Genomic DNA, 13,056 nt, shown 5'->3' on the forward strand with positions numbered 1-13,056 from the left:
AAAAATTCTGGGGGTGCTTTTGTTATCATGACATTATTTGTTGTTATTAATATTATCGTCATGCTCGGCCTGATGGCGCTCCTTTATATGATGCAAAAAAAGCATGTTTCTTTTTCTAAGCGGGTATTTACCGCTCTGGGAATCGGAATTGTTTTTGGATTCGCTTTGCATTTTATATATGGTTCGTCTTCAGAAACGATTACGCAGACTTCTGATTGGTTTAATATCGCAGGCGGCGGCTATGTCAAGCTTTTGCAGATGATCGTTATGCCGCTTGTATTCATCTCGATTTTGGGTGCTTTTACAAAGCTTAAGCTGACGCACAATATCGGAAAAATCAGCGGATTGATCATCGGGCTCTTAATCGCGACGACAGCCGTCGCTGCTGCGGTGGGTATCGCGTCCGCGCTTGCTTTCGACCTGCAGGCCGTCCATGTGGACCAAGGCCAGGCGGAGACAATGAGAGGGGCGGAACTCGAACAGAAATCGCAGGACATGGAAGCCAAAACGCTTCCGCAGCAAATTGTCGAGCTTCTTCCTGGAAATCCGTTTTTAGACTTTACTGGAGCAAGACCGACATCAACGATCGCAGTTGTTATTTTTGCGGCTTTCCTTGGGATCGCTTATCTCGGGGTCAACCGAAAACAGCCTGAACAAGCTGAACTTTTCAAAAAAATGGTTGATGCCGTGTATGCGATCATTATGCGTGTGGTCACCTTAATTCTGAGGTTGACGCCTTACGGTGTATTGGCGATCATGACAAAAACGATTGCAACGAGCGACCTCGACAGCATTGCCAAACTCGGCAAATTTGTCATCGCTTCATATGCGGCGCTGATCGTCATGTTCATCATTCACCTGCTGCTCATTACATTCAGCGGTTTAAATCCTGTCACATACTTGAAAAAGGCGTTTCCAGTTCTTGTATTCGCGTTTACATCAAGATCAAGCGCAGGCGCTTTGCCGCTGAACATTAAAACGCAGCGAAGCCTTGGTGTTCCAGAAGGCATTGCGAACTTTGCCGGATCCTTCGGACTGTCCATCGGTCAAAACGGATGTGCCGGCATTTACCCTGCAATGCTCGCGATCATGATCGCGCCGACTGTCGGCCAAAATCCGCTTGATCCGTCATTCTTGTTCACGGTTATCGCAGTTGTTGCGATCAGCTCTTTCGGAGTGGCAGGCGTCGGCGGAGGTGCGACCTTTGCAGCGCTTCTCGTCCTTTCGGCATTAAACATGCCTGTAGCGCTTGCCGGACTTCTGATTTCTGTTGAGCCGCTGATCGACATGGGGCGTACGGCTCTCAATGTCAGCGGCAGCATGACGTCAGGACTTGTCACGAGCAAAGTGACAAATGAGCTTGAAAAAGACACGTACCAAGACCGTACAAATATCATTGAAGCAGAAGTGTAAAAGAAAAACGGCCCGCACAGCTTGAGAGCTCGTGCGGGCCGTTTTTTATGAATAGCTTTGATCGTCATCGAACATCGTCTGAGCTGCAGCCTGATCGTTCATAACATTCACCGGAGCAGTCATATGGCTTGATTGATGCTGGTCATTTGCCGTATGGCCTGACTGGCGGTGTTCATGTGATTGTCCTCCCGGATTAAAAGCCTGCTTGATCATGTCAGCCGGATTCATCATCGTCTGATTGCGGCCGCTTCCTTGCTGCCGTCCTCTCATGCCATTCGCGAACATGCCGGTCAATCTTTTGCGGATTTCGGGAGAAAAAGCCGCGGTTAATGCAGCTGATCCTAAAACTAATACAGCGGGATGGATGCCAGATCTTCTTCTAAACAAAGGGTCAACCTCCTTTTTACGTATACCATCCCCAGTCATGATCGGTTTTATTCTTCAACCTTGGCCGCGTGATATAAGCGGTGCTTTTCAAAAAATTCGAAAATGGCGCGGTAGACTTTCATTTTATTTTCTTTTTTGGAAAAACCGTGCCCTTCATTTTCCAAAACGAGATACTCGATATTCCGCTCCATGTTCCTCAACTGATCGACGACCTGATCGGACTCTTCCTTTACGACGCGCGGATCGTTTGCGCCTTGGATGATCAGCATCGGCTGAGTCATATTCTCCAGATATGTAACAGGAGAATCGGCTTTCATTTTTTCATAATCCCGCTCCGGATTGCCGACCCATTTTTCCATCATCGGCTGCCAGAAATCAGGTACGGTTTTGACGAACGAAAACAGGTTGCTGACTCCGCATATATCGACGACGGCGCGGAAATACTCAGGATGCCTCCCGTGGAGCAAAAGCGACATATATCCTCCATAGCTGCCGCCCATTAAAAAGAGTTTTTCGCGGTCTGCAAGCTTTTGATCGATAAGCCAGTCGATGCCCGCGGTCATATCGAGGCGCGGCCCGTCTCCCCAATCTTGTTCAACCATTTTAAAGAATGAATAACCGTAATTCGCTGATCCCCTGAAATTAGGAGCGAATAACTGGTAACCCATTTTTGCAGCGAGTTGAAAGAGATCGTAGAACATAAAGGTTTCTGCATCTTGCGGTCCGCCGTGCGGCCAAATAATCGTCCAGCCGTTCGCTTCTACCGGGGAGGGCTTAAACAGCAGTCCTTCTATTGGCAGGCCATCAAAAGAAGGATATGTCACAACTTCAGGATAAGACAGCTCCTGTTCGGAGAAACCCGGAACCGAATGTTTCGTTAATTGCCGCCATTTTGACTGTCCTTTCGTTAATACGTAGAGATTAGTCGGCCTGGTCGGCGTTGAGCCGAGAATGTACAGCGTACCAGAATAGGCGCAGTGTATTTTCGAAATGGATGTGCAAGGGCAATCGATCTGCCGGCTTTGCCCCGTTGCTGTGTTGTACTCATACATCACCTCTTTGACACCTTTTTTTCCAATGAGATAAAGGAAAGTTCCATTCGGGTCAGCGTGGATGGATGTTAAATCAGTTTTATCAATCGAAAGCACCGGCGTAAAAATACCGGATGAAACAGTGTACAAGGCAAGATATGAGAACTCGGCTTCGTAGTTTGTCGTGACGAATAACCGATCATCAGATGCAAAATGGGAAGAATAAACCATGTGAGGCAGCGTCTCATCCGGGAAGATTCCTGTCGTCACGCCTTCAGCTGTATGGACCATACAGACAGAATGGCTGTTGACATAGTAGACATGTATGCTGACGGCTTTCTCGCCCGGGCTTACATCAGACAGCATTGAAGTTCCGTCTTTTCCTTCAAAAATAAGCTCTTCTTTTTCAGTGAGACAATCATATCTGTATGTATTTAAAAATGTCGGATTGTCCTTTGTAGAGGAGTAGTAAACTGCGTTTTGCACAGGGATGGGGGCGAAGTGGCGGTCTGTTTGATTTCCGTTTAATGATTGGAACGTCCCGTTTTTTAAAGAAAGCTTGTACAGTCCGCTTTGTTCGTTTCCGTCATTGTCAAAACCAGCATAAAGGATTGAGCCGTCGGGATTGTAGGCAATTCCTTTTGAGTCCTGATTCAAGAATGACAGCTGGTACGGGTATGTATCGGGAAGATCCATCGCCCACAGGTTCGATGTTCCGTTGAGGTTTGTATCAAAAATAAGCTGAGTCTCATCGGGATGTACCGCAAAGTCTTTAATGCGCAGCGCATGCAAAATGCTATCCGCTTTTTCCATTTCATATACACCTCCGGATTTATTTGGATATTTTTTCGTCCGTTATGATCATAACAAAATAAGCGTATAAAAAATATATTTTAGACAAATAAATAACACGAAAAAGAAAAAAACTATACGTAAATCATTAAAGGAGGCAATTTTAATGTTCAATATGAAAAAAGGCGCGATTGCTGCTTTGCTCCTTCCGCTGCTGTTCACAGCCGGATGCGGCATGGCAAACCAAGGGGCAGATAACAACCGGCGCAATCAGGACAATGCGCTTCAAAATGTAACAAACAGAGATAACGACGCTACGAATGTCAATGACGGCAGAAATGTCAATGACCGAATGAATGTGACAGACAACCGCGATGCCAATCGTGAAGACAATAATATGGAAGTGGCGGATAAAGCCGCAGATAAAGTGGCGGAACTTAAAGAAGTCAGTAGTGCAAACGTGATTACGACAAACCGCAACGCTTATGTCGCGGTCGTTTTGAAAGGCAATCCGAAAGGCAACTTGACGAATGAGCTGAAAGGGAAAATCTCGAAAAAGGTTAAAGAAACAGACAATAACATCAACAATGTGTTCGTTTCGGCAAACCCTGACTTTGTTGACCGGATGAGAAACTATGGCGACAGAATTCAAAATGGCGAACCGATCGAAGGACTTTTTGAAGAATTTGGTGAAACGATCAACAGAATTTTTCCGAATCAAAGATAATGAAAAGCCGCAATCCGCGGCTTTTTTTATTGGCTGCTTTCAGACAGGGCACTTCCTGAATCATCCCGCATAGAGTGTAGTACAGAAAAGTATGATGCGGATGGAGGGATAATAAGTGACGGGGGAGATGAAAGCAGCCTTTGTTTTAATCATGGCGGGCGCTCTATCCGCTCTGTTATTGGCCATTTTTGTCGTGTTCAGCCAAGAGAGCCCTGAGGCGGCTGTGCTTTCGGGAAAAAAAGAAAAACTGAAAGAATCGCTGGAAATGGTCAAATATGAAAGTGTCAGCATTTATTACGCTGAAAAAGATAGGCCGATTCTGGAGCTGACAAAGGAGACGCTTCGGGATGCCGCTGATATGAATCGGGAACTGTTTGTCAGTCCTCTTCAAGACAGCGTTGATTTGATCTTTTTTTCAAACCGCGATGATATGGAGTCATTTTCAAAATTAAAGGATATAACCGGATTTTATTCAAACGATATGAGGATGATCGGGCTTTTGCCCGAGGAGAGGAAGCATCTGAATAACGGCGAGGGATTCGCCGTCTTCCTGTACAAACGGGTGCTGGTGCATGAGTATACCCATTATGCTTTTCACGTCAAGCTGAGAGAACTGAATGCCGACCCGGGAACTTATCCGCTCTGGTTTCACGAAGGAGTAGCTGAATGGGCTTCTGCTCATGACGCGATAGAAATCCGGACTTTGCCTTCAGTCGTCCCCTTGAGCAAGCTGAAGACCGACCGGCAATGGCAAAAAGCCCGGACTGGATATGAAACCGATATTTATTTGCAAAGTTATTATTTGATCGAAGAGCTTGCGGAGAAAAAAGGAAGGGGCGTCATCCTCGACATTATCGAGGAAACGGCTGAGCGGGGAAGTTTTGCAGACGGATTTAAGGCCGCCGTCGGCCAGTCGTTGACAGGTTTTGAGAAAGAATTTAAACGAAAATACGAAGCGAAAAAAACGGCGTTGAAGTTTCATCTTCAATGCCGTTTTCATGATCAATGAATAGGTCTCTGCTGCCCGCTTGGAGGCATTTGCGGCTGACCTTGCACCGGAGCGAATGCTGAAGTCATCTTCTGCATGTCTTGCGGCGCAAGCTGAGGAACTTGATAGTACCCGTGTTTGTTTTGATAAAGGAAAATTTCATAAGCCATTTCGATATAGTGAGGAATCTGGTCTGCCAGAACCCTTCTGCAGACAGGGTTTGTCACTTCGGGAGCCGCCATGGCCAGCGACGAACAACAAGTTTTCATCAAGCCGAGCATAAAGCTGCTGATGCAGGCGTCATCAATAGCCTGCACAGATTGCTTCGGTTGTTTCGGCTGGGCATCTTTTAAACCGTAGACGAATTTGCGGTCCTCTTTCATCATATACGTTGCCGTTTCCTGACTCGGCTTTTGCCCCGTTCTGAAACATTCTGTCGTAATGTTGTACTGAGACGAAATAAACCGATGCTGCCTGTCCAAAATGTCGAGCAGCTCCGGATCTTTGACATGCTCCCTGAACATCATATACTGCTCAAGGACGCCGATCATTCCGGACAGCACTTCATGCATGTCGAACACTTCGTGCCCCCCGTGATTCATATGCTGCATACCTTCATTGCCTTGATTGATCTGCATTTGCGGCTGGTTTTGCTGTTCCACTCTAACGTATCCTCCTTAAATGTAATTCAACTATTATATTTCGTTTTTGCCGCTATGTTTATTCAAAAAAGGAATAATCGATAATCTGGATTTAAAGGGATTTTATTCTAACCGTCGAATAGTTTAGTTCAGAAGAAAATATTATGGGGGTCTTGTATTCAAGACAGCACATCATATCATTGGTCGAAAATGGGGATAACGGTCATCTTGGCGCCAAACTGAGTATTAGGAGAGGAAATTCAGGCCGATTTTGAAATCCCTCGCACCTTTGTAAACGGAGCACAATCTGCCGGGCGATGATGAAAAGTTCACGCGTGTTTCCGGCAGTTTAGAGGAATTCGGTGAGTATATGGATATCTGATATCCGAAAAACAATAGGGCCGGAACATGGCCGGATTCAAATAAAGGCTGCCGGAAGAATAAAAGACAATGTCGGTCTGTGTGCTCATGCACCTTTTGTTCAGAAACGACCGAAAAACAATTGAATAGCAATGCCCGGCTCGATATCGGCATGAAAGCATCTGGCTTCTAATGCCTGCAACTTTTTATTGCCCCTGCGTGATCTGTAAAGGATTCTCCCTCCGTAAACGATTTCAGCTGCCAATCATCATGAAATGCAAAAAAGGTGTTTTCCTTTTTGATTTTGCACTTAGAAAAGGAGGAGTTTTATAATGCTGGGCTCAAGTGAGACGGTTGGAAAAAAGTCAGGTTTATTTGGTAATGATTCTGTGTATCCAAAGGTGCAAACAGAAGTATATAAAAAAATCAATGAACTGAGTGGTTTTCATAGGCTGGATGATATTTATCTTTCCTTGATCGACAAGTATATGTTTCCTTGTCTGATCCTGAATGACCGGGGAGAAATTGTCGCGTCCTCGGAAAGTGCTGATCAATATTTGAAAAGCTCAAAAGGCAGCATTCATCAGGTTTTTCCCGCGAGCTTATCCGTACAGGTCAATGCCGCGTTACAGCGGGCGAAGAAAGAGAAAAAAGAAGTATCGTTTAAAAACGTCCCGATTTATTTAAGCGGAGAACTATCCTTTGTTCATTTGAGATTAAAATGTTTCTTCCGCCAGTATCACAAGCTTTATGTGCTGTTTATCGAAAAAGCACAAGAAGGGGCAGCCAACGCGCCGGTATCCGGCGGAGAGGACGGCCAGCTTCATCTGCAACATCTGTACCGGACGGTAAAAGAGCTCGAAGCGTCCAACGATGCTTTAGTGTCCGCAAATCAAAAGCTGCAGGAGGAAAACAGAAAATTGACGGCGCTCAACAGGGCGTTTGAAAAGAAAGTGAACGAGCTGAACACCCTTAAAAATGATATGAACAATCTGCTGACCAGCACGAACATCGCCGCAGTTTTTTTGGATCAGGAATTGAAATTGAAATTATTTACTCCAGAAGCCGCCAATATGTTCGACCTGAAAAACGAGGACCTTTCAAGACCTGCCGATAAGCTGACAGAGAGGTTTAAGTATGAAGGGTATGCCGATGACTTAAGGCGCACGCTATATGAAAACAAGACGGTCGTAAAAGAGTTTGAAATGCCAGACGGCGGCTGGTATGCCGTAAAAATGATCCCTTATTATACATCGGGAAACATGGTTGAAGGCATTGTTGTCACATTCACGAATGTCACTGAGCTGAAAATGACAAACGAGGCGCTGCATATCAGCTCACAAGCTATAGATCAAAGTCCGGCCAACATATTGATCACTTCGGTCGACGGTTCGGTCACTTATGCAAACAAACGCTTTTGCCGGATGTTCGGAAAACATCAGGATGACATCATCGGCGGCAATGTGTTTGATATTTACCGCAAGCATTTTCACTGTGAGGATCTCACTCGCTTCTGGAAACGCGTCCTTGAAAAGAAACCATGGTCAGGAGAACTTAATTACCAGGATGAGGAGCAGCAGGACAGGTGGGAGCAAATCTCCCTTGTTCCTGTTGAGGACAGCGCGGGGAACGTTCAGCAGGTTATGCTGATATCCGAGGACATTACAAACCAAAAGCGATCTGAAAAAATGCTCATGAAATCGGAAATGCTGTCGGCGGTCGGCCAGCTAGCTGCCGGAATCGCTCATGAAATACGGAACCCGCTCACTTCTCTGAAAGGGTTTCTCCAGCTGATGATCCAATCCAAAAAATATCAAAAAGACTATGCGGAAGTGATGATGTCCGAATTCATCAGGCTTGAAGCAATCATCAACGAATTTCTCGTATTGGCCAAAACGAAATCGAATACATTTGATCCGGTTCAGGTCAACTCGATTGTTGAAGATGTCTGCATGGTATTGGAGTCGCAGGCCGTGCTGAACAACGTAAGGATCGAGAAACAGCTGAGCGGAGATCTACCTGAGATTCTCGCTGTTTCAAATGAGCTGAAACAGGTTTTCATCAACATATTAAAAAATGCAATCGAGGCGATGGAGGATGCTGAAGGCTTTATTACGATACGTTCCTATTTTGAAAAAGACAGCGTATTCATCACCTTTGAAGATCAGGGAAAGGGCATCTCAAAAGAAGTGCTAGAAAAGCTTGGGGAGCCATTTTATACAACGAAGGAAAAAGGAACCGGTCTCGGATTAATGGTTACATTTAAAATTATTGAAAATCACGGCGGAAGCATTCATTTCGAAAGCGAAGAAGGAAAAGGAACGATCGTAAAATTGAAGCTTCCGATTAAAGAATGAGAATGCGGTCATCCCTATTCTCATTCTTTTTTGAAATTTTTACAAAAAAATCATATAGCCTTTATAATCATCAGATAAATTTGACAGGAAGCAAAAAACGGGAGGCGAATATATGGTCAATGTTGTAAAGAGCCGTTTTATGGCTGGTTTGACAATCACGTTTATGATGATTGCGTCTTTTTTGACGCCGTTTGCGGACGTAACGCACGCTTCAGAAACGATTTCAGTAGAAGAAGCCATTAAGCATAACGAAGGGCATGCAGCCGTTGAAGGCTATGTCGTCGGGCACACAATATCGAGCGGCCATTATCGTTTCAGCGGAAATTTCGCTAACGATTATAACGTCGCAATCGCTGATAAAAAGGAGGAAACATCACCTGAGAACATACTCCCCGTGCAGATACCCGCACCTTTCAGAGACCAGTTCGGTTTAAAGACAAACCCTCATCTCATCGGAAAAAAACTCATCATCGAAGGCGAACGCACTACATATTTTAATTCCCCGGGTTTGAAATCTGTTCAATCCATCACATTTTCCGGAGACGATGCACCGTCTGCCCAGCCGGAGACCAAAACGATAGCCGAAGCGCGCAAGCTTTTAAATGAAACGGTCAAAATCAAAGGAATCGTCACTGCCGATCAGGCGGCTGTCGGAGGAGGAAAGCTGTCCACATTTATCCAGGACGATACGGCGGGAATCAATATCTATTCCGCTGCGCAAGGCGATTTTCCGGAACTAAAAGAGGGTATGTCTGTTTCGGTCACGGGGAAAATCACGACATACAAAGGCTTGACAGAAATCGTACCCGCACCGTCAGGCATTGAAGTAACCGGAGAAGGGGCGGCACTGCCCGACCCTGTTCCGCTGACTATTAAAGATGTGCTCGATCAGGGAACCGCAGCTGAATACGAAGGCCGGCTTGTGAGGATGAAAGGCTTTATTGAAACAAAGCCGGATGCGCCGGCAGGCGGCGGCTATAATATCACAATGATCGATGAAAACTATCATCCGCTCACACTAAGGGTGATGGAACAAACGAATGCCGCCGCTTCGATAGAACAAGGACAATGGTACGAGATTACCGGCATATTAAGCCGCTATGATTCGGTGCAGCTTCTGCCGAGAAAACAGGAGGATCTTCGGAAATTAGACGGCGCCGCGCATCCTCCCCCCGCTGCTGAAGGGGAATACGAAAGCGTTGTGGAACGAGTCGTCGACGGGGATACGATCCACTTAAAAGAGCCTGTTCTCGGATCTACAAAAGTCCGCTATGTCAACATAGATACAGCCGAAACTTATCATAAGCCGAAAAATGAATTAGATGAAAACCAGCTGCAGCACGGAAACAAGGCGAAGGAATATTTGCAGTCGATATTGGCCCCGGGAGACAAAGTCACCGTGAAAGTGGGCAAGGAAGCAAAAGACAGCTACGGCCGCCTGCTTGCCCAAGTCATCACTGAAGACGGCGTCAATACGAATTTGCAGCTTGTCCAAAAGGGGATGGCTGTAACCTACTTCATTTGGCCGGTTGGAAGTGATGAAGACTATCAATTGTTTCAAAACGCCGTCAAAAAGGCGAAAGGCGATAAAATCGGCATTTGGAATCCCGCTGATCCGCTCCTCGAAATGCCGTTTGAATTTCGCGCCAGGGAGCAAGGCAAAGGGCTGACGCGGCATGTCGGAGACTCTGCGGAAAATACGTATGTCGCGCCTGAAAAGTGGCGGGAGATTCCGGTGGAAAGACGAATTTTCTTTGCGTCGGCTGAAGAAGCGGAAGCTGCGGGCTATTCGAAAAAAGAGCAAAGCGGCAATATTCCGCTGCGCCTGTTAAGCATGAATGATCTGCACGGAAAGATCGATCAGCAATATCAGCTCGATCTAAACGGCGATGGCCGGACGGATGGAACATTCGGCAGGATGGATTATGCAGCATCATTGATCAAAGAGAAAAAAGCCGAGCAGGAAAACACGCTGATCGTCCACGCAGGCGATATGATCGGAGGAAGCTCGCCGGTTTCTTCCCTGCTTCAGGACGAGCCGACAGTTGAAGTCATGGAGGAAATCGGATTTGATGTAGGAACCGTCGGGAACCATGAGTTTGATGAAGGGACCGAAGAGCTGCTGCGCATGTTGAACGGAGGCGAACACCCTGAAGGCAAAGGGACAAAAGGTTACGACGGACAGGATTTCCCGCTTGTCTGCGCCAATTGCAAGTTGAAGGCAAGCGGGGACAGCTTTCTTCCTCCATATGAAATTATTGAAGTTGAAGGAGTGCCTGTCGCTTTTATCGGCGTTGTGACACAGGCGGCCGCCAATATGGTCATGCCAGAAGGAATTCGCTCAATTGAATTTACAGATGAAGCAAAGGCCGTCAACCAGGCTGCAAAAGAACTGAGAGCGAAAGGTATCCGGGCAATAGCGGTGCTCGCCCATATGACAGCTTCACAGGACGGCGGGGTTGTGACCGGCGAATCAGCCGAACTTGCTAAAAAAGCAGATCCCGAGATCGATGTCATCTTTGCCGGCCACAATCATGAAGTGGTCAACGGCCAAGTCAATGATATTTTAATCGTTCAAGCATACGAATACGGGAAGGCAATCGGTGTCGTCGATCTTGAAATCGACCGGGAAACGAAAGACATCGTTCACAAGAAAGCGGAAATCGAATATGTGAATCAGGAAAATCTCAAGCCCGATCCGGCGGTCGGTCAGATACTGGATAAATATGAGCGGATGGTTGCGCCGATCATCAGCGAGAAAGTCGGTGAGGCTGCGCACGATATGGCCGGCGGCTATTCAAATGACGGAGACACCCCTCTCGGGAATCTGATTGCTGACGGTATGCGGCAAGCGATGAATTCAGATTTCGCATTAATGAACGGGGGCGGCATCCGCCAAGATTTAAAAAAAGGAACGATTACATGGGGAGACTTGTTCAATATCCAGCCTTTCGGCAATGTACTCGTCCGGCTTGAAATTAAAGGCAGGGATTTATACGATATTATAGACGCGCAAATATCCCCATCTTACGGCCCGGATTACTCGATCAGCGGCTTCGCTTATACATGGGACCCGAAAACAAATAAAACCGCGGCTATTTTTCTTGAAGACGGAACACCGATTGATTTAGACCAAACATATACGCTGACCGTAAACAACTTTATGGCATCTGCTTCAGGAAGCAAGTATTTGCCGATTTCCAGGCTTGGAAAAAATCCGGTCACAGGTCCGGAAGATATCGAAGCCACAGTCAAATTTGTCAAAAGCTTTAAAAAACCGATCGCTTATACTGCCGAAGGGCGAATCAAAAAATTAGCAGAAGATGATTCGCGTCCGGGAGAACAGCCCGGACGCGGGGCTGATCCAGATGACAAAGAAAAACCCGGAAGCGGAGGCGCTGATCCGAATGACGAAGAAAAACCGTCTGGTGATAAGGGCGATGGGGGGAAACCCGGCAATGACACCGGAGAAAGTCCGGTTCATGACGGTACCGGCAATGCTTCAAGGAGCGGCGCTATTCCTGTTGCGGGCATGACGACCGGTGAAGGATCAGATGCGCCTGCGGAGAAGATGGACGGTCTGTCAAATGATGCGTTTCTGCCAGACGAGCGTGAAGAGCGCAAGCTACCCGATACGGCGGCAGCTTACGGCGGTTTCCTTTTATACGGCTTCCTGACGTTTATGTTCGGAGCGATTCTTTATATGCGGAAAAGGGGTATTGCGAGACTATGAAAGTCAAGATGTTATCGTTTCTGCTGATGATAGCGGGGCTTGCCACTTTTGCATACGGCGGCTGGAAAATATTCGATATGAACAGACAGACGGATCTTTCTTTAACTGAAGCAAAAGAAGCCATTGCATCGAGTCAATCCGCCCGTTCGGCTAAGCACCCATCGGCGCCCGCTTCATTTAAGCCCGCCGCCGGCGAAGCGGCAGGCATACTCCATATTCCCAAACTGGGCGCAGAGCTTCCCATCGTTGAAGGGACCAGTCCCGATGATTTGGAAAAAGGCGTCGGTCATTATAAAGGCAGCTATTATCCAAAACAAAACGGGCAAATTGTTCTTTCAGGCCACAGGGATACGGTTTTTCGCAGAACAGGGGAGCTGGAAATCGGAGATAAGCTGAAAATCGAGCTTCCATACGGAAGCTTCGAATATGAAATCACACACACGAAAATTGTTGACCAAAGTGACACGTCCATCATCACGCTGCAGCGTGAAAAAGAAGAGCTGCTGTTAACGACATGCTATCCGTTTTCTTATATCGGAAATGCGCCTGAGCGCTATATTATTTATGCAAAGCCGCTGAAAGGATGACAAAATCCCAAAACAAAAAGCCGTTTTGGGATTTTGTCAA

General features: G+C 46.6%; 9 protein-coding genes. 6 read left to right on the forward strand and 3 right to left on the reverse strand.

All coding sequences use genetic code 11. From position 1 onward, the window contains the following. Positions 1–24: 24 nt before the first annotated feature. Positions 25–1,413, forward strand: coding sequence for an L-cystine transporter (locus MKY62_RS04840; protein WP_025805528.1), 1,389 nt, complete (start codon positions 25–27; stop codon positions 1,411–1,413). Positions 1,414–1,458: 45 nt separating this feature from the next. On the opposite strand, the gene MKY62_RS04845 is transcribed toward MKY62_RS04840, so the two are convergent. Both MKY62_RS04845 and MKY62_RS04850 read right to left on the reverse strand, forming a co-directional pair. Beyond that, the gene (locus MKY62_RS04845) at positions 1,459–1,800 is read right to left on the reverse strand and encodes a hypothetical protein (RefSeq protein WP_003180050.1); all 342 of its coding nucleotides are present in this window, start codon (positions 1,798–1,800) and stop codon (positions 1,459–1,461) included. Positions 1,801–1,847: 47 nt separating this feature from the next. After that, a complete protein-coding gene (locus MKY62_RS04850) occupies positions 1,848–3,644 on the reverse strand; it encodes a S9 family peptidase (protein ID WP_003180052.1) in 1,797 nt (598 codons plus the stop codon). 145 nt (positions 3,645–3,789) lie between these two features. Between MKY62_RS04850 and MKY62_RS04855 the strand changes: the two genes are divergently transcribed. Then, the gene (locus MKY62_RS04855; protein WP_003180053.1) at positions 3,790–4,350 is read left to right on the forward strand and encodes a YhcN/YlaJ family sporulation lipoprotein; all 561 of its coding nucleotides are present in this window, start codon (positions 3,790–3,792) and stop codon (positions 4,348–4,350) included. Between the two features lie 115 nt (positions 4,351–4,465). Next, positions 4,466–5,359 (forward strand): hypothetical protein, encoded by an 894-nt coding sequence (locus tag MKY62_RS04860; RefSeq protein WP_003180055.1) that lies wholly within the window; start codon positions 4,466–4,468, stop codon positions 5,357–5,359. On the opposite strand, the gene MKY62_RS04865 is transcribed toward MKY62_RS04860, so the two are convergent. Beyond that, positions 5,353–6,000 (reverse strand): spore coat protein, encoded by a 648-nt coding sequence (locus MKY62_RS04865; RefSeq protein ID WP_003180057.1) that lies wholly within the window; start codon positions 5,998–6,000, stop codon positions 5,353–5,355. The two genes, MKY62_RS04860 and MKY62_RS04865, sit on opposite strands and share 7 nt — an antisense overlap. 671 nt (positions 6,001–6,671) lie before the next feature. Between MKY62_RS04865 and MKY62_RS04870 the strand changes: the two genes are divergently transcribed. The 3 genes from MKY62_RS04870 to MKY62_RS04880 all read left to right on the forward strand — a co-directional run bounded on the left by MKY62_RS04870 (position 6,672) and on the right by MKY62_RS04880 (position 13,016). Further along, complete coding sequence (locus MKY62_RS04870; protein ID WP_003180059.1) at positions 6,672–8,696, forward strand: ATP-binding protein; 2,025 nt, start codon at positions 6,672–6,674, stop codon at positions 8,694–8,696. Between the two features lie 112 nt (positions 8,697–8,808). After that, the gene (locus MKY62_RS04875) at positions 8,809–12,429 is read left to right on the forward strand and encodes a 5'-nucleotidase C-terminal domain-containing protein (RefSeq protein ID WP_016886178.1); all 3,621 of its coding nucleotides are present in this window, start codon (positions 8,809–8,811) and stop codon (positions 12,427–12,429) included. Next, the gene (locus MKY62_RS04880; RefSeq protein WP_003180063.1) at positions 12,426–13,016 is read left to right on the forward strand and encodes a class D sortase; all 591 of its coding nucleotides are present in this window, start codon (positions 12,426–12,428) and stop codon (positions 13,014–13,016) included. The genes MKY62_RS04875 and MKY62_RS04880 overlap by 4 nt, the downstream gene beginning before the upstream one ends. Positions 13,017–13,056 lie beyond the last annotated feature (40 nt).

Origin of the sequence: Bacillus sp. FSL R7-0646, assembly GCF_037969865.1 — a bacterium.
Lineage (GTDB): Bacteria > Bacillota > Bacilli > Bacillales > Bacillaceae > Bacillus > Bacillus licheniformis.